This window comes from Microbacterium sp. ZW3a (genome assembly GCF_057167165.1).
The window spans coordinates 857,025-877,992 of record NZ_CM169903.1; the positions used below are offsets into that span (position 1 = coordinate 857,025).

The 20,968-nt window shown below is 65.3% G+C and carries 23 protein-coding genes and 1 pseudogene; 8 read left to right on the forward strand and 16 right to left on the reverse strand.

Annotation, left to right across the window (positions count from 1 at the left end):
* Window positions 1–21: 21 nt before the first annotated feature.
* The 5 genes from ACU6WY_RS03945 to ACU6WY_RS03965 form a co-directional block, all read right to left on the reverse strand.
* On the reverse strand, window positions 22–450 hold the full coding sequence (locus ACU6WY_RS03945) for a hypothetical protein (protein ID WP_483821160.1): 429 nt from the start codon (window positions 448–450) through the stop codon (window positions 22–24).
* 195 nt (window positions 451–645) lie between these two features.
* Window positions 646–924, reverse strand: a complete 279-nt coding sequence (locus tag ACU6WY_RS03950; RefSeq protein ID WP_483821161.1) for a hypothetical protein — start codon at window positions 922–924, stop codon at window positions 646–648.
* Between the two features lie 148 nt (window positions 925–1,072).
* On the reverse strand, window positions 1,073–1,378 hold the full coding sequence (locus ACU6WY_RS03955; RefSeq protein WP_483821162.1) for a hypothetical protein: 306 nt from the start codon (window positions 1,376–1,378) through the stop codon (window positions 1,073–1,075).
* 68 nt (window positions 1,379–1,446) lie between these two features.
* A complete protein-coding gene (locus ACU6WY_RS03960; protein ID WP_483821163.1) occupies window positions 1,447–1,953 on the reverse strand; it encodes a hypothetical protein in 507 nt (168 codons plus the stop codon).
* Between the two features lie 5 nt (window positions 1,954–1,958).
* Window positions 1,959–3,050, reverse strand: coding sequence for a hypothetical protein (locus ACU6WY_RS03965; protein WP_483821164.1), 1,092 nt, complete (start codon window positions 3,048–3,050; stop codon window positions 1,959–1,961).
* A gap of 842 nt (window positions 3,051–3,892) precedes the next feature.
* Here ACU6WY_RS03965 and ACU6WY_RS03970 point away from each other — a divergent pair.
* On the forward strand, window positions 3,893–4,456 hold the full coding sequence (locus ACU6WY_RS03970; RefSeq protein WP_483821165.1) for a hypothetical protein: 564 nt from the start codon (window positions 3,893–3,895) through the stop codon (window positions 4,454–4,456).
* Window positions 4,457–5,001: 545 nt separating this feature from the next.
* Here ACU6WY_RS03970 and ACU6WY_RS03975 read toward each other — a convergent pair.
* From ACU6WY_RS03975 to ACU6WY_RS03985, 3 genes are all read right to left on the reverse strand, one after another.
* Window positions 5,002–6,054, reverse strand: a complete 1,053-nt coding sequence (locus tag ACU6WY_RS03975; protein ID WP_483821166.1) for an ABC transporter permease — start codon at window positions 6,052–6,054, stop codon at window positions 5,002–5,004.
* Window positions 6,055–6,086: 32 nt separating this feature from the next.
* Window positions 6,087–6,632 carry an ABC transporter ATP-binding protein gene (locus ACU6WY_RS03980; RefSeq protein ID WP_483821167.1) on the reverse strand — a complete coding sequence of 182 codons (546 nt, stop codon included), beginning with the start codon at window positions 6,630–6,632 and terminating at the stop codon, window positions 6,087–6,089.
* A 104-nt stretch (window positions 6,633–6,736) separates the two neighbouring features.
* Window positions 6,737–7,801: a peptidoglycan-binding domain-containing protein gene (locus tag ACU6WY_RS03985; protein WP_483821168.1), complete on the reverse strand. Its 1,065-nt coding sequence runs from the start codon at window positions 7,799–7,801 to the stop codon at window positions 6,737–6,739.
* 79 nt (window positions 7,802–7,880) lie between these two features.
* On the opposite strand from ACU6WY_RS03985, the pseudogene ACU6WY_RS03990 reads away from it, so the two are divergent.
* Window positions 7,881–8,045, forward strand: a pseudogene (locus tag ACU6WY_RS03990) (helix-turn-helix domain-containing protein); the annotation flags it as partial.
* Window positions 8,046–8,345: 300 nt separating this feature from the next.
* Here the strand turns inward: ACU6WY_RS03990 and ACU6WY_RS03995 are convergent.
* Together ACU6WY_RS03995 and ACU6WY_RS04000 are read right to left on the reverse strand one after the other, a co-directional pair.
* On the reverse strand, window positions 8,346–9,941 hold the full coding sequence (locus tag ACU6WY_RS03995) for a hypothetical protein (protein ID WP_483821169.1): 1,596 nt from the start codon (window positions 9,939–9,941) through the stop codon (window positions 8,346–8,348).
* Between the two features lie 91 nt (window positions 9,942–10,032).
* Window positions 10,033–11,270, reverse strand: a protein-coding gene (locus tag ACU6WY_RS04000) for an IS3 family transposase (protein ID WP_483821170.1) whose coding sequence is annotated in 2 segments (ribosomal slippage) — window positions 10,033–10,985 and window positions 10,985–11,270 — 1,239 coding nt in all. Because the reading frame shifts where the segments join, the coding sequence is not laid out codon by codon here.
* A gap of 323 nt (window positions 11,271–11,593) precedes the next feature.
* Here ACU6WY_RS04000 and ACU6WY_RS04005 point away from each other — a divergent pair.
* The 3 genes from ACU6WY_RS04005 (at window position 11,594) to ACU6WY_RS04015 (ending at window position 13,575) form a co-directional block, all read left to right on the forward strand.
* Window positions 11,594–12,025, forward strand: a complete 432-nt coding sequence (locus tag ACU6WY_RS04005; RefSeq protein WP_483821171.1) for a hypothetical protein — start codon at window positions 11,594–11,596, stop codon at window positions 12,023–12,025.
* A gap of 61 nt (window positions 12,026–12,086) precedes the next feature.
* Window positions 12,087–13,264 (forward strand): IS3 family transposase gene (locus ACU6WY_RS04010; protein WP_483820421.1). Its coding sequence is split into 2 segments (ribosomal slippage): window positions 12,087–12,353 and window positions 12,356–13,264, totalling 1,176 coding nucleotides; the frame shifts between segments, so codons are not numbered across the junction.
* Between the two features lie 89 nt (window positions 13,265–13,353).
* A complete protein-coding gene (locus tag ACU6WY_RS04015; protein WP_483821172.1) occupies window positions 13,354–13,575 on the forward strand; it encodes a hypothetical protein in 222 nt (73 codons plus the stop codon).
* Window positions 13,576–13,705: 130 nt separating this feature from the next.
* Here ACU6WY_RS04015 and ACU6WY_RS04020 read toward each other — a convergent pair whose 3' ends face one another.
* A complete protein-coding gene (locus tag ACU6WY_RS04020; protein WP_483821173.1) occupies window positions 13,706–13,879 on the reverse strand; it encodes a hypothetical protein in 174 nt (57 codons plus the stop codon).
* A 60-nt stretch (window positions 13,880–13,939) separates the two neighbouring features.
* Between ACU6WY_RS04020 and ACU6WY_RS04025 the strand changes: the two genes are divergently transcribed.
* Complete coding sequence (locus tag ACU6WY_RS04025; RefSeq protein WP_483821174.1) at window positions 13,940–14,665, forward strand: hypothetical protein; 726 nt, start codon at window positions 13,940–13,942, stop codon at window positions 14,663–14,665.
* A gap of 344 nt (window positions 14,666–15,009) precedes the next feature.
* Here the strand turns inward: ACU6WY_RS04025 and ACU6WY_RS04030 are convergent, their stop codons facing one another.
* On the reverse strand, window positions 15,010–15,291 hold the full coding sequence (locus ACU6WY_RS04030) for a helix-turn-helix domain-containing protein (RefSeq protein ID WP_483821175.1): 282 nt from the start codon (window positions 15,289–15,291) through the stop codon (window positions 15,010–15,012).
* 213 nt (window positions 15,292–15,504) lie between these two features.
* On the opposite strand from ACU6WY_RS04030, the gene ACU6WY_RS04035 reads away from it, so the two are divergent.
* Entirely contained in the window at window positions 15,505–17,001 is a 1,497-nt protein-coding gene (locus tag ACU6WY_RS04035) for a sensor histidine kinase (RefSeq protein WP_483821176.1), read from the forward strand.
* A gap of 137 nt (window positions 17,002–17,138) precedes the next feature.
* Here the strand turns inward: ACU6WY_RS04035 and ACU6WY_RS04040 are convergent, their stop codons facing one another.
* Complete coding sequence (locus ACU6WY_RS04040; RefSeq protein WP_013583608.1) at window positions 17,139–17,387, reverse strand: WhiB family transcriptional regulator; 249 nt, start codon at window positions 17,385–17,387, stop codon at window positions 17,139–17,141.
* Between the two features lie 214 nt (window positions 17,388–17,601).
* Between ACU6WY_RS04040 and ACU6WY_RS04045 the strand changes: the two genes are divergently transcribed.
* Window positions 17,602–17,982, forward strand: coding sequence for a histidine kinase (locus ACU6WY_RS04045; RefSeq protein WP_483821177.1), 381 nt, complete (start codon window positions 17,602–17,604; stop codon window positions 17,980–17,982).
* 87 nt (window positions 17,983–18,069) lie between these two features.
* On the opposite strand, the gene bcp is transcribed toward ACU6WY_RS04045, so the two are convergent.
* The 3 genes from bcp to aroA are packed head-to-tail and all read right to left on the reverse strand — an operon-like array spanning window position 18,070 to window position 20,945.
* The gene (gene bcp / locus ACU6WY_RS04050) at window positions 18,070–18,543 is read right to left on the reverse strand and encodes a thioredoxin-dependent thiol peroxidase (protein ID WP_483821178.1); all 474 of its coding nucleotides are present in this window, start codon (window positions 18,541–18,543) and stop codon (window positions 18,070–18,072) included.
* Window positions 18,540–19,598 carry a ribosome small subunit-dependent GTPase A gene (rsgA, locus tag ACU6WY_RS04055; RefSeq protein ID WP_483821179.1) on the reverse strand — a complete coding sequence of 353 codons (1,059 nt, stop codon included), beginning with the start codon at window positions 19,596–19,598 and terminating at the stop codon, window positions 18,540–18,542. The genes bcp and rsgA overlap by 4 nt, the downstream gene beginning before the upstream one ends.
* Window positions 19,599–19,601: 3 nt before the next feature.
* Window positions 19,602–20,945 carry a 3-phosphoshikimate 1-carboxyvinyltransferase gene (aroA, locus tag ACU6WY_RS04060; protein ID WP_483821180.1) on the reverse strand — a complete coding sequence of 448 codons (1,344 nt, stop codon included), beginning with the start codon at window positions 20,943–20,945 and terminating at the stop codon, window positions 19,602–19,604.
* Between the last annotated feature and the right edge of the window lie 23 nt (window positions 20,946–20,968).

Here is a 20,968-nt window from a genome sequence, read left to right on the forward strand (position 1 = left end):
AGACGATCAAGCAGTGCTTCTTCAGCCTCTCGCAACTTTGTAGTAAGCGGCATCCTTTTCGTCGTCGGTCGCGCTGTCGCGCGTGACAATGGCGGCGGCCGCGAGCCGTGCCTGGCCAACCTGCTGATCATTCGAGACGCGTTCCTGACGGGCGCGCATACGTTCAGCCTTCTTCGCCAGGCGCTCTTCGTTCTTGATGCCGGCCGCCGCGATGGTGTCGAGCACCTTCGCGAGAGAGAGTAGGACGTCCACCGCTGCCGCGCCTGTGCTGACAATGAGTAGGAAGTCGCTTCCGTACTGAACCTTCCTCAGCGGCATATCGAGCCGCCATGCTGCGGCCGGAACGTTTAGTCGCTCACCGCTGGCGGCGTCGACGACGATCACGAGCGCGTCGACGAGATCGGAGAACTCCTGCAGTGTCAGGTCGTCCGGCAGCTTCGCCCAGGCCACGGCTACATGGGAGTCTGTCGCGATCGTGTGGCCTAGGAGCATCACCCGAGCATTCTCCCAATGCTTAGGTTCCGTGTGGGGCTGTCCGTATGGGGATCGCTATCCGCTTGCTCTTGTCGAAGATGAACCACACCCCGGCTGGGGGAGCGCTGCAGTAGCGACATGGGCGACCACACTTGGACCACGCGCGGCCCCTCACGCCTCGTCGACAGTCACGAACCGTGGATCCCGCCACCGGGCCACACCCTCCGAAATGATGACGCGGTGCAGCCGCTCCGTAGCCGTTTTGAGCGACGTCGCCCAGCCGAGCAGCCCACCGTCGGCAACCTCGACCCGATAGCGCGGCCCGTCGCCCGTGCGGCGCAGCTCGATTGTCCCGGCCACCTTGTCGCGAGCGTCCAGCATTACCCAGTGAGCCGGCGACGTCTCGCGCGCGAGGAGCTGGGGATGCCAGCGGGGGCCGTCGTCACGCATGCCGCCAGTAACGAGTATGCGTTCGATCGTTGAAAGTCGAGGGAGCCCGGCCGGCGCGGGCGCGTGGGGGACGCGGGGGCTGCACCGACCGGGCACTCCTGACCTTACGGGGACGCTCCGGAGGAGCTGCGCGACCCGAATGCCGGTCCTACAACCTGAAGCGTTGCTCCGCTTCGGCGATGGTGATGTTCTCGGTAAGGACGTGAATGTCGCCGGTCTTGTGGTCATACGCCGTCGCCACGCCGGTCACGCCGTCCATCGGGTAGGCCGTGACCTTGTCGCCGGGGGCACAGACGGTGACCAGCCAGCCGTCGCGGTTGAGCGCGTCGAGTCCGAGAGGAGCAGACCCCGGAGCCTTAGCCACGTCCCAGCCCGCCGCCAGCTCCGGGTAAGCGGCGTAGAAGTCGTCTCTGTTCTTGAAGGTTTTGAGCGGATTGCCCCAAGGAGTTGTCATAGCGAGAGTTAACCAGTTGCACCCGTGCCCGTGGGTGTAAGACCGATCGGTTCGCCCCCCCGACTCGGCTAGCGATGACCGCTCCGGACGACGGCCAATCTCACGGCCAACGATGCAATCGCCGCTACTACCGCCGCGGTGAGGCCGGCGAAGGAGGACAAAACTATCCAGGCCCCCGTGGCATTAAACGCGGCATCGGGGTCGCTCACGAGGACCAGAGTAATGACAGCTGCGACGACGGACGCAGCGGTCGAAAAACTAACGTACGGAGCGGTGCGCCGCTTGTCGCGAGAGCGGACAAAGATAACGCAGGCGTACACGGCCACACCGGCGGCGCACGCCAAGGCCAGCATCGAAGCAACCGTTGCGATCCACCCCAGCGCGAGCTGCGATCGACTCATCGGCTCACAACCTACTAGGAGCGGAGCGGCCGTCCATCGAACTCCCTCCGTGCACGGCAGATTCCAGAACAGCCTCATCGCGCTGACGGAAACGATGGAGGGAATGACCAGCCCGAGCAGCAAGCTGATCCAGCCGAGGGCTAGAATCTTCGGCTGGATCAGCTTGATTACCATGTCGTTCAACTCCCGCTGTTGCAGTCCCAGAAGATTGGGGCGTCGTTGCCGTAGTTCTCAGATACCCAGCAGAGTTCTGGCGCCCTCTTGTTGCGCCAGTCTCCCAGCACCGGACGGCTGGACGAGGGTCCCGGGCCGGGGTACGCGCCAGCGGTGACACCCATGCAGTCCGTCAGCGGCATGTAGCTGTGCCATTCACACCAGTCACGGCTGACCGGTTGCACTAGGGCACCGATCTTGCTCGAAGCATCCAGACCTTTGTCGGGATACATCGTGATCATGAGTTCCTGGGTGGAGCCAGCCGTGCTGGGGATCTGCCATGGATTGGCCGCGCCAACGGCGATCGATGACACTGTGCAGGGGTCGCTCAAGTCGTTGTAGTCACCGTAAAGCCCGATACTCCCCGGAGCGACTACGGTGTTCTGCCCAGCCACCACCCAACCGAACCAGTCAAACGGCTTATTGGAAGCAGCGGCCCAATTCTTGTATGCATCGCCGAACACACCGCAGTAGGGGCGCGACCCGTAGTTGGGCAGGTTCTCATCGCCGTACACGCCCCGGTTGGTGGTGTAGAAGTCGATCTGAAACTCCATGCCCCACTTGTCGGCCATGACGTACGGCGCGGCGAACGGGTTTGAGCCGAACCAGCTGTACTTGCTCACAATCGCAAGCTTTGAGCCCATGGAGCGGATCTGGACCTCAGCACTAGTCGGCTGCCACGTGCTCGGAGAGGCCGCGGCGGCTTGCGCCGCGAAGTTCTCCGTAGCTGCATCACCAGCCTTTCGCGCGCTCGGCAGAACCCCCTCATCAGGGACCACAGCGTCCGGTGCATCAAACAGCGGCAAATCCGCTCCGAGAACGACGGCGTCAGCCGACCGAGACCGAGCAGCTTGGTTCTCGTACTCCGCTCCATCGACGTACGCAGCAACGACCTCGGGGGCCGTGCCTGTCTGATCAGCGACGTCACTCAGGAACTCAGCGACGCTCAACTCTGAGTCGTTCCAGAAGTCGCCGGTGATGGAATCACTCTCAAAGTGATATCCGAGGATGGGCAAATCCGCTCCCTCCTGGACAGTGACCGCTGATTCCAGGCTCACCGGGTGTGCAAAATCCAGTTCGACATGGGTTGGTGCGGCCGGTGCAGGACTCGGTGTCGCGGCGTTTGCCTCCTCCGACGTCGCGGCGGTCGCGGCAGATGCTCCCGCCAAGACCGCGACGGCTACTGCTGCGACAGATATGGATCGAATGGACCAGCGCATTTGCCCCCCAAAGGCGTTGTTTGCGACCCACCATCGGGCCCCCGTGACCAACGTATCGGGCGTTGCGCTCGGCAATCACGCATGTCTGAATGCTCCCCTTGATTTTGATCAGTTGGCGGTGTGCTGCGGGCGAGTGTTCGAGACCTACGTCCCGATGGGTGGCGAATGGTTGGTGCGAAACCGATCGGTTTCGCACACCCGCGAGGCCTGCTGACCAGGTAGCGAAGTTCCAGCAAGGAGCCGTGGTTGTAAGCCTGGTGGTCTCAGCGGGGAGCGGTCGTCGCGGTCGCGGGTGCGACCGCCGGCCGCCCTGCCACCGCGCCCGCCGCGGCTCGGGGTAGTGCGGGTGGTGACGCTTCCTGTGCGGGGCGCGCCTGGTCGACGTCGGCGCTCATGCATACCGCGATCTGCTCGGGGTGGGGGTTGAGCCGTCTCGAGACGTTGTGGCAAGGATGGGGCACGCCAGCCAAGACCCCCCCCGGGAGCACACCCGCCGCGCACTGAGCGCACCGCGCCAGGGGTCATGTTGTACGACCCAACTCCCAGAGAGACGAATGTGAAGAGCAGCTAAAGCGTCTAGAGACGCGATAGCGCGGGAACCTAGTTGACGCAACGCGAAGAACACGCAGGGTGGCCTGAGTGTCTTCATCGGCCATCCCGGGTAGTTGTAGGTTGAGGCCATGGCACTGAACGAACCACGCAGACGGATCGTTGCGACCACGCTCTTGTTGATGACTACCGTGATCAGCGCTTGTAGTTCGTCGGCTGATGCGCCGCAGCCAAGCTCGTCCGATGCTGCCGACATCCCTCCGTACCCTGCCGAGCAACGGTACGTCGACTGCCTGCAACAGGAAGGCTGGCAGGTAGAGCGATCCCTCACATCTCCGCCGGGTGTGTCGGACATCCCGCAGGAGCAGATCAGCGCGTATCAAGCCGCTTCGTCGAAGTGTGCTGAGGAGAGCGGATATGCGAAGACGCAAAACCCGTCAGCTTGGACTGAAACACAAAAGCGGGAGCTATACCGGCTGGAAGTGGAGAACCACAATTGCATCACCGCGATGGGGTTGCCTAGTGACCAGCCGCCGTCTGAGGCCGTTTTCCTCGACACCTTCGGAACGGAGTCGGGCTGGTATCAGGCCGTGAACGCATACCTGATGAATGGGAACATTGAGTCAAGCGAGTACAGCGAACTGCTCACGCAGTGCCCGCCCCCGCTCATGTTCCTGAACATTGACGGCTTCTAAGCGCTTCTCGGCTCGGCGAACTGACGACGCGGGAGCTACCCCGCTGGCGCGTACGTCTTCGGCTGAGGTGTCTGCACTTCAAGCACTCTCCTATGCTACGTTCAGCTCACCATCAACGTATGCACAGGGAACTAGGAGAACAGAACATGCAAACTAAGCGTCTTGCGTTGGCCTCCCTCGCCGCGGCCGCGACCCTTGCGCTCGTCGCCCCGCTGCCGGCATCGGCCGCTTCCTTCGGAGGCGTGCCCTACTCGTGCAACAACACGCGGACGCCTGCTGCGGTCGCGAATGCTTACACGACCACCAACGCATACGTTTGGTTCTCCGCAGGAAACAGCAGTGGCGTTGACCCGTATTACCCCGCACGGCTCGGGACGAACACCTACTACGCCAAGTACCAATCTGGTAGCAACTGGGGTGCGTACAGCGGGTTCAGCAGCGCGTACGTGACCTGCGTCGGTTGACCACTGAGGGCTTGCTCGGCCGAGCTGGGCTCACCTGAAGTGCAGGCGAAGCGACGCGTCGTGCCTTGACGCTCGGTCCGGTTAGGGCACCCGCAATTCTCGAATCGGTTCTTTGCCACTTGCAACGACTGCCGGCACGAGGGCTGACAGCGTGGCTGTGAAGAGTGCGAGCGTTGATACGGCCAGACAGAAATCAGGTCCCGGGAGAGGGTCCGCCTGAAGCGTCAGGATGGTGTAACCGGTCACGGCGCCGAGGGCGACTCCGAGGGCGGCCAAGGCAGTGGTTTGCGCGACCAACATCACGATGATGAAGGACTTTGTGGCACCGAGCGCGCGGCGCCGTCCGTAGTCTTTTCGGCGCATGGCTACGAGCCCGTACAAGAGGGCTGAAACGATGGTTCCCGAGATGCCCAACAGGACGAGGACAATTCCTCGGGAGAAGGAACTGAGCTGGTCCGAGATGAGGCTGCGCAAATCTACAAGCGGGCCGCTTTTCTCGATCTGCACACGCGTCGGATCGGTCGTGCCGAGCATTGACTGTGCTGCGGTGGACACGACGTCGACAGACCCGGCCTGTTTGGCAACGATCACGATTAGCGTGATCTCCTCTGAGCCGGTTTCGTCGGTCACAGGATGAAGCAGGAAGGGACCCTGGGGTTGCAGAAAGTCCGGGACCTCGATTTCCCCCCGCACGTCGTATTCCCGCCCTGCCACGGAACGGACTCCTCCTACACCATCAGCCAGCCCTAGCAATCGAATGGACTGTGCGGAACCGTAGATGTCGTGCGCGCCGACGTTTTCTCCTGCCAGGAGAGCGGCATCTCCGTATGCAAGTCGCACTGGGACCTGCTTACCCTCAGATAGTCGAGCGTTGCGGACGTCCTCGGCGGCACCAAATCCGCCTACCCAGGCGGCATCTCGAAGATTCGCGATACGACGGATCGCCTGGGCTGTGACTCCCGCTTCGAGTTCGGCTCTGATGACGATGGTCCGAGCACCTGCACTATCGATGGATCGGAGAACTGCCTGCTCCGCCCCCACAGAGCGACCAGCTGTGAGGAGTACGGCAACCATCATCGTCGCAACGACCAGAATTGTCAGCAAGGACGGAATGGGATGCGAACGCGATGTCAAGGCGGCTTCTCTCATAAGCAACCGTGCCCGCCTCACAGGTTCACCTGCCTGTCGCAAGCCATGGAAACATCTGATGAGTGCGTAACCACGATGACGGTTGCGCCGCGGCGGGCCTCCGAGGCAAGCGCTTCTATAACGATCTTGGCGGTCGATGGATCCAAGTTGCCGGTGGGCTCATCAGCGAGGATGAATCTCGGACTCCCGACCAGAGCTCGACACAGAGCGATACGCTGCGCCTGCCCGCCGGACACCTGAGCCGGTTTCCGTGCGAGGGGCACATTCACCTCAAAACGCTCCATCAGCTCCGATGCGCGTTTGCGGGCGTCAGCCAGAAGATCGTTCCTATATATAGCTGACTCAATGATGTTGTCCTCCACCGACCGCGTGGGATCGAGAGCAGCATCTTGGAACACGAAGCCGAATTGATTGGCACGGAACCGTGCTCGTCGGGCATCCGGGAGATGCGATGCTCGTTCGCCGTCGACGGAAATGTGCCCGGAAGTCGGTCTCAGCATGAGACCAAGCAGGTAGAGAACAGTTGATTTGCCGCGACCTGAAGGACCAGTTATAGCGGTCATAGAGCCGGGGTGAAAATCTACGGACAAGTCCTCCACTACTGGAACGGAGTTCTTAGAGTAACGAAACTGTACAGATGTCGCAGAAAGTACGCCGGAAAGGGGCATCACGACTGGGGCGCTTCCGCCGGCACGCGCGCCTGGAAGCCAGCATCCACGCCCTCGATGATTGACATGCCCCCAGACGACCTGACGACGCTGATGGGAACTCGTACGCCGTCCTCGGCCACCAGCATTGTTTCGCCGTCTGCGGCTGTCACGACCGCGGCTGTCGGCACTGTGAGACCTTCAGTGCGAGGAACAATGACAACGCGTGCCGGGAGGGTCGTCGCAACCCCAACTGGCACCGAGCCGCACTCATTTCCGCAAATAGATGACTCGCCTTCAGCGCCTAGTGTGGCGACGGTGATCTGCTTTTCTGCATCACGGCTTTGTGAAACCACCTGCGCGCTCCAGATCGCTCCGGTGGGTGCGGAAATCTCGACTCGCGTGCCCGCCGGCGTAAGCCCTGCCTGACTATCCGCGAGTGGGAGAGTGAACTGGGGGGTTCCGCCGAGGCTGCTCAAGACGTTCTCGCCGCCGACGAGTGAGGCACCGCGTGTCACCACGGTTTGATCGAGGGATACCCGACTAGGCAGGGCGGGAACGTAGATGATGTCACCGGTTTGTACGACTCCACTTGCCTGCTGCCCGAGCGACTTTTGCCACTCTCGAACCGCCGCGGTGGTCAAAGCTTCAAACTCCCCGTCCACCGCGGCCGAGTAGAAGCCTCGTGCAGCGAGCATGGTCTGCAGTTGTTTGACGTCCTCCCCTTCAAGCCCAGCCATCAGGTCGCGGTAGGAAGGAGTTTCGCCCTGCGCGATGACGACGGGACGCGCGTCGACCGAATATAAGATGTCGCCTTGACCCACTTCATTGCCGGGCGAGGTAGCGACGCTGGTGACGACGCCCTGTGACCGGTTTGCTCCGGTCACGGTGAGGTTCCACTGCGCGATGGTGTTTAGATTGACGCCCGATTCGACGACGCCCTCCTCCACGGACACCAGGGTGAAGGTCGCGTTCGACGACCCGTCAGTCGATGGGCGTAACACGGTTGCGCCGGCCCAGCCCACCGCGGCCCCAACCAGTACGAACGCGGTCGCGAGTGCCGCCCATTTCCATACCCGCTTCATGCGTCTGTACTTTCGGTGCAGCGCTCCATCGTTGAAGTATACGAATACGGCTCGAGATTAGGGATGCGGCGAAGGGGCCGCCGGCCATGCCCTGGGCGGGCGGCCCCAGCGCATCACGGACAGACAGATCAAGAGTGCGCTGCGACTCGTGGCCGCGGGCACACCCGCCGCGCAGGTCGTCCGAGACCTCGGTATGTCCCGTGCCACGTTCTACCGACGATCGCGAGCCCTCCCCGCGGAGTGACCGCGCGACACTTGTCGCCGCCTAACCGCGCCACAAAGCGTCACGGTTCACACGGCACCTGGTCGACGGGCCTCCCGAGCGTGCGAAACCGATCGGTTTTGCACCACTCGTAAAGTCTCAGACAAGGTCCCGTACTTCGGCGGTCGCCGTGATGCGAAACCCTGGTGCGATAGCTGTCCGAATGGGATCGGTGAGGGGAGCGCCGCGGAAGCCGCTCTGCAATCGCCTCAGCCTGCGCCCTGGTGTCTCACATAGGTGGTCTGCAATCGGTCTTGCTGATGGGTGTCTATGTGAGCCGAGCTATGCGTGCTCAGATGTAAGTGTTCGCTCGCGGAGGGACCATATGGGGTACCCGCGGAGCTCGTCTTGAGTTTCCTGGGGGAGTCTCGCGAGGCAGTCGGAGAGTTCTTCGGTCTCGCCGAGCAGGATTGCGCATCCTGCCTCTCCCATAATCGCGTCTTCTGTGTCGCTGCGGAGAAGTGTCCGGCGGACGGCTCTGATTGCTGTGCGGTCGTCTTCTGTGAGCCCGCCGGGCCGGCGGGCCTTGATCTGGTACCGGTTCAGTGTGGTCCTGACGGACGGTTCTTCGCGTGATGCGATCCACTCGTTGAGCGCCTCTGCCGCCTCAAGGAATTCATCTCGCCGTGGCTCGCAGCCGTCGGCCGCGTGGATCAGGCGGAGCATTGTCCGGTTGGCCAGCCAATTGGTCGACGGCTCGGCGGCGATCAGCTCGTAAGCGTCGACGATCGATTGCAGGTTCAGGTTCAGGACCAGGGGGAATTCCTCGCGATCGAGCATGTCGTACACGGTCGCGTTGGCTTCGACGGCGTTACCGCTCTCGTCCGTTCTGTACAGATGGAAACGGTCTCGGTTGGCGGGGTTGAACGGATCGACGGCGACGCCGCCGCCTCCGTCAGGGTGAGGAAGGAGCAGCATATAGAGCCGCCACTGTCCGATCTCTGATGACACGAGAGCGGTGGTGGCTTCTGTTTCTTTGGCCTTGACCCGGTGGCCCTCGAAAAGCGCGCCGTCGAGGTAGCCGAGCTGCCTCCGTCGGTAATCGTCGATGGCATCCACATCGATCAAACGGCAGTCAACGTGGAGGAACTCCAAGAGCCGTACGAGCCTCGCGAGGCGAGCGCGGACGGCCTCGAGGTCCTCTTGATCGCCCTTCGAGATGTTCTCGGATATCAGCTCCTTGTCGTCGAGGTAGAGGGGCAACCCATCTGCCATCGCCAGGAAAAAATCGATGTCACGAATTCGCTCGACCAGATTCGGGACCAGGTGCAGAGATGCCGAGCAGTACTGCAGGCGACCGTCCTCGAAGGTGTGCGTCAGCGTGAGACCGTCCGACAGCTTTAACTCGAACTTGTCCGGTCCGACCTGGCGCGTGGTCGCGCTCGTGTATGCGCTGGGGCCGCACCGCACGGTCGCCGCGAAGGCAGTCTCGGCGTAGGAAGCGGGAAAGATCTGGATCTCAACGGCGAGGGGCACTACGAGGCCGTCGGGGGTCTTCACTTCCACCACGAAGTCGCCCGTTCGTGCGGAGATGACGACGGGCTCAGTGAAGTCGAGATCTCGCGCACTGCTGATGGTGATCTCCGTGCTGCGCTCGAGGATGCCTCTACCGGATCCGGGGAAGTAGCTCTGAGCTTTTGTCCGGTGTGCGATGCGGACGATGCTCTCCACCTCGGAGAGGTCGGTGGGTAGATCTCGCAGTGGGACAGAGAAGCTGCGCGCGTTCCGCTTCATCTCCCTGAGGTAGCCGGCGACCGTGTAAGGCGCCAGGATGGCGTACTTCGGGCCACCGATGTAGGACCCGTCGGGGCGTACAAAGACGACCAGCAACAGAATCGTCCCGTGTCGACGCACGGTCTCAAGGTCGATTCGGGTCATAGGGAAGGATCCTGGAGCGAGCTTCTGCGGGACGGTGCGGCCCTTGATCTGGACGTCGACCCGACCGATTGAATCGGCCTGACTTTCGTTCCTATCGGGAGTCTTGTCCGGCCGGTGCCGGATTGGCTGATTCTTGGTCAGCGTAGTACGCCGTCTCGACCTCGGCGGGGGTGCGCATGTCGAGCTCACCGTGGAGGCGGGAGTTGTTCCACCACCACACCCATTCGAGGGTCGCGAGCTCGACCTGCTCGACGGTGCGCCATGGGCCGCGCTGGCGGATGAGCTCGGTCTTGTAGAGGTTGTTCACCGCCTCCGCCATCGCGTTATCAAACGAGTCGCCGACGGTTCCGGTTGAGGGGACGGCGCCGAGTTCGACGATCCGGTCGGTGTAGACCATCGCGGTGTAGTTCGACCCGTGATCCGCATGATGGACCAGCCCGTCCAGGCGCCCGCCGACGTTCCACGCGGCCATGTCCAGCGCCTGCATCGGCAGGATTTCCGACCGCAGCGTCGACGCAACATTCCAGCCGACGATGCGTCTCGAGTAGACGTCGGTGACGAACGCGACGTAAGCGAAGCCGGACCACGTGGCGACATAGGTAACGTCGCAGACCCAGAGCCGCCGCGGCGCAGGCGCAGTGAAGCGTCTGTTCACGAGATCGCTCGGCAGAACCGCGGTCTTGTTGGGGCGGGTGGTGAACACTCGCTTGGACTTGCGGACGCCTCGGACGCCCGCGAGCCGCATCAGCCGTTCCGTCTGGTCGCGACCGATGTCCCACCCTTGCCGGCGCATGAGGGCATGCATCTTCCGGCGCCCGTAGACGCCGTAGTTCTCCGCATGCAACCGCGCGACCGCCGGTGCCAGCAGCTCATCTTTCAGCTGCCGGGCCGATGGCGCTCGACCGAGGGCGGCGCGGTAGCCGCGGGAGGTGAGGAATCCCTGGACTGCGGGTCGGAGAACCCGGCAGATGAGCTCGACCCCGAAACGATCCCGGTACTCGTTGATGAACCGGACCATCGCGGTCAGGGGCGGTCGAGCTCCTTCGCGAAAAACACGCTCGCAGCCTTGAGGATCTCATTCGCCTTCCGCAACTCCGAGACCTCCTTCTCCAGCTGCTTGATGCGTTGCGCTGCTTCGGTCGTGACCCCAGGGTTAGCGCCCGCATCCACCTCCGCTTGACGTTGCCACAACCGCAACGTCTCCGGGCTCATCCCCAACAGCCCCGCCACATGCCGCGCGGCGCTCATCAACGTCGGGTGCGACGGTCGCGTCTCCGCGAGCATCCGCAACGCCCGCTCACGCATCTCCGGCGAGTACTTCCTGTTCATCGAGTTCCATCCTTGCTTGAAGAACGGAACGAAAGTCAGGCCGATTCAGTGTTACCGGCCACATTTCCGCGAGCTTGGGCGGCGGATGGTACGGATACCCCGTCGTCATAACGCAAGTGGACAGTTGCTGCGCGGACTGGGCGCAGCATCACGCTACCGAGCTGGCAGATCTCGTAGCCCGAGAAGGGGCGACTCCGGGCGGCCGCGGCCTTCGCGATGTCACATTGCGAGACTTCGCCTCCTTCGATGACCACAGCATGTTTCATACGCTTGCCTCTGCCACGATCGTGAACTGGCGGCCGTGGCGGCCTGGGATCAAAGACTTGAACTTCACGATGCTGTATGAGCACGCCTTGCTGTTGTATTGGCGGGCTAGGCGGGCGGAACGCGAGGTTCGAACGGTGCCCTCCAAACGTCGACGAGTCACCGAGCTTTCCCGGACGGCATTGTTCATGGACGCGGAGGCGAGAGGAGTATTCGTGCGCACTGGAGGCGCACGAGACATCTTCCGGGACGTCGTGGGGACGCTGGGCGTGCCGGAGATTCTGCAAACCGTCTCCAAAGGGCTCTCACTCTCCAGCGACCGTGCCGCAGCGCGAGCAAGCGACCGAGTGGCAAGAGGCGCCCGGAACGTGGCCTTGTTCGGTTTGGCCGTGGCAACCTTCGCTGCCGTTCCCGCAGTACCTCAACTTTTTGAGTTGGTGGAAGCACAGCGTGAGGCCGACCCCAGCAGCAGCTGGTGGGTGAGGGCGTGAGGAACGGATCGGTGACAGCTGATCGTTAGTGCCGGGAGGCGCTGGCGGGGAGGATGTCATCATGCCCGGTCCCTATCCCAGAGAGTTCCGCGAGGACGTTGTCGCGGTCGCTCGTCGCCGTGAGAGCGGCGTCACCATCAAGCAGATCGCCACCGATTTCGGGATCAGCGAGGCGACGTTGCAGAACTGGCTCCGCCAAGCCGATATCGAGGAAGGCAACCGTCCCGGCCAGACCGCCGCGGACGCGGCGGAAGCGCGCGAGTTGAAGAAGCGGATCCGGTTGCTCGAGCAGGAGAACGAGGTCCTCAGGCGTGCGGCGGCGTATCTGTCGCAGGCGAACCTGAAACTGGGTGGCTCCCCAAAATGACGTACCCGCTCGTATCGGAGCTCGCCGACGCGGGGATCCCCGTGACGGTGTCGTGCCGGGTCCTCAAGCTCGCTCGCCAGCCCTACTACCGGTGGCGCAACGACCCGGTCCGCGACTCGGATGTTCTCCGTGCGTACCGCATCAACGCCCTGCATGATGCTCACACTGAAGACCCGACGTTCGGCTACCGGTACCTGGCCGACGAAGCACGCCGGGCCGGGTGGCGGATGAGCCGGCGCACGGCGTGGAAGCTGTGCTCGCAGGCCGGGATCCTCTCGTCCGCGCAACGCCGGCGACGCGGGAAGAGCAAGAAGGCCGGCCCGCCCGTGTTCGACGACCACGTGAAACGGGTATTCCGCGCCGACGCCCCGAACCGGGTCTGGCTCACGGACATCACGGAGCATTGGACGAGCGAAGGCAAGCTCTACTGCTGCGCGATCAAAGACGTATTCTCCAACCGGATCGTCGGATACTCGATCTCCGATCGGATGACCGCGAAGCTCGCCGTCGACGCCGTCCGAAACGCCGTCGCCCGCCGCAGCGAGGTCGCCGGGTGCATCCTGCATGCCGATAGGGGCAGCCAATTTCGCAGCAGGGCAATGGCCCGTGAGCTACGCCGTCACGACATGGTCGGATCCATGGGCCGCGTCGGCGCCGCCGGAGACAACGCGGCCATGGAGAGCTTCTGGTCGCTGCTGCAAACGAACGTGCTCAACCAGCAGCGGTGGACGACGCGGCAGGAACTACGCCTCGCGATCGTCGTCTGGATCGAGCGGAAGTATCACCGGCAGCGAGCCCAGGACACCCTCGGCGGGTTGACGCCCATCGAGTTCGAAGCCAAGCTAACCGAGCCGCTCACCCTCGCGGCCTAAACCACACCTGTCACCAGTTCGTTCCTCACGCCCTGACGCTGCAAACGGTGATCTCGTCACCGCTTCAGATCTCAGGGATTCTCCTCGCCGTGATCGGCCTGTTCGGCGTTGTGTGGATCGGACGTGTGATTGTTGCCGTCGCGACCTATCTCTGGGGCGTCCGTAAGCGCGGTTACGCCTCACACCTATCAGGCTACGAAGTGGATCTCGAGCAGCCCAAGAACGCCACCAAAGATTCGACCCGGGCCGCACAATCTAAGGCAACTGCCGACGCTACGCTGCGCGATGAAGGCGACCAAACCGACTCTTGAGAGAGTCGCGGCAGGCTTCAGTAGGGGGGCTGCTACCGTAATAGACGAACTGACGTAAGGTACATTGGCGGCTTCACCTCACGAACACGATTGTGCGGGACCGGCTCGGTTCGGTCGTCCAGCTCGCTCGCTATATGCCAGCGTCCCAGCCGTGGTCGATGTCGCGGTGCAGCTGCGCTTGCGAGCGGGCGTCAAAGGCCAGCTCCATCAGTTGCGCGGGGCTCTGCTCGAGCGTCCCCCTGGGCGGCGAGGAGTTCATACTGATTGGCTTCGGCGGCGCGAAAACAATCGAGGTCTTGGCCACATCGGCCCCCAGTAGGACGCGGTTTCGCAAGCTGGCTCACGCGCTATCTATGCTTCGCGTATGACGATGATGCTGACCGAGCCCAAGCAGCGCACGATGACGATGCTCGTCCGTGTAACGATTCCACTGCCGGGGAACATCGCATATCGCGATTACGCGGATCTCATCGAGGGAGTTGAGGAGCTGCTTCTTCTCGCCGCTCAGTTGGCGAGTATCGAAAGAAACAACCGCAATTTCGGGCCAGTCGCCCCCCCCCCCGAGTTCGTCACCCCCGATCGATTTAAGCGCGATCTCCGTCTGAGGTATGCGCACTACGGCAGCGACGCCGAGATGCTGGTCGCAATCGTGGGCGTTTCCGCGGCCCTGATGACCGCGATCGGCTCAACAGCGGCAGTGCTGATCGACAAGGTCCGTCAACGCGGGCAGCCGCGCGCTGAAACCGACCGGATAATCGCGGAAACCGAACGTCTACGGGCGGAGACCAGGAGGCTCGATGCAGAGAGGCGGCGGCTTGAGAGTGAAGAGATCAAGCTTCGATCAGAGATCGCGGACCTTCGCAGGCCTAAGCCGATGGGTCAGGCCGAGCGTGCGGCCTTTCGAGAGATGTTGGCCGAGGCGCTAGATTCGCTGCCCCCGGAGGAACGCGTAACAGCGTTTGAACAGCTGTTACAACGCCCTCGCTACCAACCACTTCGTTTCCTTGCTGAGCAACAACCCCAGATCACTGTCGAGAACCCGGATGAGCGCGGACGCGCCGACGCTGGCGCAGACGGGCCGAACCGTTGACGTGACGCATGCGGGGACGCTGCGGTAAGGCCGCTGCGGAGGAGGTGGGCAATCTCCCTGCACGCGTGAAGATTGGGATGCAAAACGGGAGGGGAGCAATAGCTCTCCCCTCCCGATTGCAAGTTGCGGGGCAGTGCTTCAGATGTGTCGGAGCGGACTGCGGGATGTGCACCGGCCGACGGGGCGGCGGTATCGCGGGGCTGTGGAGCGGGCATGGGTCCCTCTGTCGGTGTCGCGGGGCAGCGGGGGCAGCAGTGGCACCGACCGTAGGACAGCGCGGGGCGCGGGCGAGCGGGCTCGGGCGATCGCGATCCCGGTGACGACAGGGGTGAACGGGGCCGCTGTCAGTCGGGGGTGCGAACGTCGCCGCGCCCCCAGAGCTCGGGGAAGCTCGCGGTCTGCGACTGCCGCCACAGGGCGGCGCGACGGGCGTTCTCGGCCTGATCGTCGAGGTAGTCCTCGACGCTGCCCCGGGCGATCCGCCACACCGGTGGCATCCCGATCCGCACGCCCCGGATCTCGCCCGCCGTGACGAGCGCCAGCACCGTCTCGACGTCGACGCCGAGGCGGCGGGCGACCGTTTCCGGCTCGATGAACCGGTCCCTGGGTGAGGTCGTGTCCGCCACGCGATCATTATGTCCGCCGACCTTCCGAAGCGCGCCATTCACCCCCGGATCTTCACCCGCGATGGCATCCTGCCGCGCGCGTGCCCGGTCAGCACGGACGCGACCGCGAGCCCCGCGATTCCGGGTCGCGGGCGCGATGACGGCCCCCGAGGGGCGAAGCAGAGGTGCTGGCGCGGGTGATCTCCGGTTGATGCGGGCCTCTAGGGTGGAGGGGTGTCGACACTCAGCGAACTCGTCTACGCCCAGGGCCGCTCCAGCGAAGCCGATATCGAGTGGCTGCACCGCCTCGCTGGCGACGGGCAGCTCCTCGCCGACCTCGCCTTTGCCGACATCGTGATCTGGGTCCCCACCCCAGACGACTCGTTCGTCGCGGTCGCCCACACCCGTCCCGGCGGTGCGGCGACGCTGTTCTACCGCGACATCGTCGGTGACCGCGTGCGTCCGCAGTGGCGCACGCAGGTGCGCGAGGCGTTCCAGAGCGGTCGCATCGTCGACTCGGCATCTCCCGACTGGTTCGAAGAGACCCCCACGCGCGTGCGCGCGGTGCCGATCGTGCGCGAACTCTCGCGCGAGGGGCACGCCGTGGCGACCGTGGGCGTGCTGACGCGCCACACCAACCTCGGCGAGACGCGCACCCCCTCGCGCCAGCAGATCACCTTCAACGACTGCGCCGACGACCTGTTCGGCATGATCTCGTCGGGGGAGTTCCCCGACCTGAAGGCGCCGACCTCGCCGCGCCGCGGTGCGCCGCGCGCCTCGGACGGGCTCATCCGCCTCGACGTCGACGGCATCACGACGTTCGCCAGCCCGAACGCGCTCTCGGCGTTCAACCGCATGGGTTTCGACGACGAGCTCGAGGGCGAGTCCCTGGCCGAGGTCACCGAGCGCATCCTTCCGGCCAAGCGCCAGGACGTCGACGAGTCGCTCCCGATCGTGGTGACCGGCCGCGCACCGTGGCGCGCCGACATCGAGGCGCGCGGGGTCCAGGTGTCGCTGCGCACGATTCCCCTCCGCGACCGCGGCACCCGGATCGGGGCGATCGTGCTCAGCCGCGACGTGACCGAGATTCGGCACCAGGAGCAGGAGCTCATCACCAAAGACGCCACGATCCGCGAGATCCACCACCGCGTCAAGAACAACCTGCAGACCGTGGCATCCCTCCTCCGTATTCAGGCGCGCCGCACGCACTCCGACGAGGCACGGGATGCCTTGACCCAGGCGATGCGCCGGGTCTCGGCGATCGCGGTGGTCCACGACACGCTGTCGGAGGGGCTGGCGCAGAACGTCGACTTCGACGACGTCTTCGCCCGCGTACTCAAGCTCGTCGCCGAGGTGGCCGCTGCGCCCACGACGCGTGCTCGCACGCGCAGCACGGGGCGGTTCGGAACCCTCCCGAGCGAATACGCCACCCCCCTCGCTCTGGCGTTGACCGAACTGGTCACCAACGCCGTCGAGCACGGGCTCGCCGGACAGGAGGGCGACGTCGAGATCGCCGCGGAGCGCAGCGACGAGACCCTCGAGGTGCGCGTGCGCGATTCCGGCGTGGGGCTGCCGGAGGGACAGGTGGGCCGCGGGCTCGGCACGCAGATCGTGCGGACCCTGATTCAGGGCGAGCTGGGGGGCACCATCGACTGGCACACACTGATGGGCAACGGCACCGAGGTGACGATCGAGATCCCGCTGCGTTACATCGGCCGCACGGCCGGGTAACGCTCGCGCGTCACCACCTCCGTGATCCGAGCCTGGGGGACCCACTCTTCTGGAGTTGTGCGGATCGCTGAGGTGAGGACGGCCGGAAACGACGAAACCCACCCCGAGGGGTGGGCTTCGTCTCGCGAGTTGTGGCGTCAGGAGGCGCGACGGGCGCGGGCCGCGCGACGCTTGAGGGCGCGGCGCTCGTCTTCGGAGAGGCCGCCCCACACGCCCGAGTCCTGGCCGGACTCGAGGGCGTACTGCAGGCACACCTCGGTGACGGTGCAACGCGCGCAGACCGACTTGGCCTTCTCGATCTGGTCGACCGCGGGGCCGGTGTTGCCCACGGGGAAGAACAATTCGGGGTCGACGGTCAGGCAGGCTGCTTTGTCGCGCCAATCCATGGGGGTGCTCCTTGTTGCGGAAGATGTTCGAATGCAGGGGCCGGGGTTCGGGTCCGGTACCCTAGTGGGAAACGCGAGCGATCGCTCGCCCCACGTCGCTGTGGGAGCACACGGCTTTTTCCATGCTCCCACAGCGCTTCCGGCCGATCAAGAGGTAACCGGCAGGTTTCCAGGTTGCAACGCCGGGGAAACAATGGTCGGGAAGGACACCGTCATGCCGGTTCGGGTTCTGGCCGCGATCGTGCTCGGCCTCGAGGCACTGGGTGTGCTGGCGCTCGCCGGGTGGCAGGTCGTCGCCCTCGTGGGTGGTGACACCGACTCGCTCGTGAGCGCGCTCGCCCTCATCGTCCTCACCGTCATCGGTGCGGTGGCCGTCGCCGCCTTCGCCGTCGCGACGGCTCGCGGCATCTCCGCCGGACGCTCGGGCGGCATCGTCACCCAGCTGCTGATCCTGTCGGTCGCGCTGGGCGCGGTCACGGGGGAGTGGGCGGCCCCGACCACCGCGCTGGTGATCGCCGCTCCGGCTGTCGTGGGTCTCGCGCTGCTCGTGCTGGCGGTTCGTGCCGCGGCTCCTCCGCGGCGCGACGAAGCCTGACGCCATCCGCCCGGTCGCGTCGAGGCCGACGCGCCGCGCCGCGCAACGGGGCGCCGCGCCACGGGGGAGCCGAGCCGCGCCGCGGCCTCAGGCGGTGGCGAGTCCCAGCGCCTTGCGCAGGCGCGCGACGTGGCCGGTGGCCTTGACGTTGTACTGCGCCACGACGATGCGGCCCTCTTCGTCGACGGCGAAGGTCGAGCGCAGCACGCCGGTGACGGTCTTGCCGTAGTTCTGCTTCTCGCCCCACGCACCGTAGGCCTCGTGCACGGCGTGGTCGGCGTCGCTCAGCAGGGGGAAGGTGAGTCGGTCGCTGTCGCGGAACGCGCGCAGCTTCTCGGGGGTGTCACGCGAGACACCGAGCACGGTGTACCCCGCGCCCTGCAGCGAGGCGAGGCTGTCACGGAAGTCACAGGCCTGCGTCGTGCACCCGGGCGTCTGCGCCGCGGGGTAGAAGTACACGATCACGCGACGACCACGGAAGTCGCTCAGCGAGACGGGGTGCTCATCCTGGTCGAGCAGGGTGAAATCGGGAGCGGCCTGGCCGGGTTCGAGGATCGTCACCCCTCCAGCCTAGAACGCTCGATCGACTGGAACGTCGTGAGCATCCGCTGGAGCGAGTCGAATCGCGCCGCACCGCCCGGCCCCAGGCGACCGGATGCCACGGCCTCGGCGATCGCGCAGTCCGGGGCGTCGGGGAGGTGGGTGCACCCGCGCGGACACTCTTCGGCGATCTCGGCGAGGTCGGTGAAGGCCGCGAGGACGTTCGCGGGATCGACATGCCCGAGCCCGAAGGAGCGCACGCCGGGGGTGTCGATGACCCATCCCGACCCGGCCGGGCCGCGGAAGCGCAGCGACACCGCCGACGACGAGGTGTGGCGTCCGCGTCCGGTCACCCCGTTGACGTGTCCGATGGCCCGCTCCGAGCCCGTGAGGGCGTTGACGAGAGTGGACTTGCCGACGCCGGAGTGTCCGACGAACACCGTCGAGTGGCCGACGAGGGCTTCGGCGATGCGCTCGATCGGCATGTCGTCCTGGGCGCTGGTGAACACGCGCAGGTCGATGCCGTCGAAGTGGGAGAGGAACTCGCGCGGGTCGGCGAGGTCGGTCTTGGTGACCACGAGCAGCGGACGGATGCCCGCATCCAGGGCGGCCACCAGATACCGGTCGACGAGACGGGCACGGGGCTCGGGGTCGGCTGCGGCGACAACGACGAGCATCTGGTCGGCGTTCGCCACGATGACGCGCTCGACCTGGTCGGTGTCGTCGGCGCTGCGGCGCAGGAGCGACGTGCGCTCCTCGATACCGACGATGCGCCCGAGGGAGCCCTCGACTCCCGACAGGTCGCCGACCACGCGCGCGCGGTCGCCGTTGACGATGGGCTGCTTGCGCAGCTCGCGGGCACGCGAGGCGAGGACGCGGCGCTCGTCGGGGCCGTCTTCGTCGACCAGCACGGTGTAGCGGCCGCGGTCCACGCCCATTACCCGCGCGATCTGGGCGTCGGCGTGCGCGGGGCGGCGCTTGGTGCGCGGTCGGTTGGCCTTCGGATTCGGGCGCACCCGCACCGACGATTCGTCGAACTCCGGTTCGTCGTCGTCGGCGTCGTCGAGCCAGCTCACGCGTCAGTCCGTGGCATCCGCGCCCAGCATCGTCTGCCAGAGCGCCGCGAACTGGGGGAGGGTCTTGGCGGTGGTGCCGATGTCGTCGATGACGACGCCCTCGACGCGCAGGCCGATCAGCGCGCCGGTGGTGGCCATGCGGTGGTCGTGGTGGGCCTTCCACAGACCCCCGCGTAGCGGCGCGGGAACGATACGGATGCCGTCCTCGAGCTCGTGCGCCTCGCCTCCCAGGCCGCGGAGGTTGCCCACGAGCGCCGAGATGCGGTCGGTCTCGTGCCCGCGGATGTGCCCGATCCCGTGCAGGGTGGTGGGGCCGTCGGCGAAAGCGGCGAGGCCGAAGATCGTGGGAGCGAGTTCTCCGGCGGCCGACAGGTCGAGCTCGGCGCCGAGGATGCCGTCACCAGCCGTGACGGTCAGGGTGCCGCCGCGACGCTGCACGTGCGCCCCCATCTCGCCGAGGATGTCGACGAGCAGCGCGCCGGGCTGCGTGCTGTGCGCGGGCCACCCCGTCACGGACACCGATCCGCCGGTGACCATGGCTGCCGCCAGGAACGGGGCGGCGTTGGACAGGTCGGGCTCGATCGCGACGTCTTTCGCGCGCAGGGGTCCGGCCGGCACGATCCATTCGCCGGGGGCGGGGCGCTCGACGTGCACGCCGCGGTGCGCGAGCGCCTCGACCGTCATGTCGATGTGCGGGATGCTCGGCAGGCGCTTCCCGACGTGGCGCAGGTGCAGCCCGACGTCGAAGCGCGGCGCGGCCAGCAGGAGTCCGGAAACGAACTGGCTGGACTGGCTCGCATCGATCTCGACCTCTCCGCCGCGCACGCGACCGTGCCCGCGGACGGTGAAGGGGAGCGTCCAGTGGCCGCCGTCGTCGATGTCGACACCGACGTCGCGGAGCGCCGAGATCATGGCGCCCATGGGGCGGTGCAGGGCGCTCTCGTGCGCCGTGACGAACACGTCGCCCTGCGCGAGACCCGCGAGGGGCGTCACGAAGCGCATGACGGTGCCGGCCTGACCGCAGTCGACCGTCGTGTCGCCCCCGAAGCTCGTGGGCGGGGTCACGCGCAGATCGCGGCCGAAGGGCGTGCCCTCGTCGAGCTCTTCGATGCCTACCCCGAGCGCGCGGAGGGCGTCGATCATGCGGGCCGAATCGTCGGAGTGCAGCGGAGCGCGCAGCACACCCGGGCCGTCGGCGAGGGCGGCGAGCACCAGCTCGCGGTTGGTCAGCGACTTCGATCCCGGCACGGTCACGGTGGCATCGAGCGCGGTGTGGGCGAGGGGCGCGGCCCATTCCCCCCGTGGTGCAGCACTGGGGGAGAAAAGGGAATACCCGTGGTCGCTCATCGGTTTCTACCCTACTGAAAGGG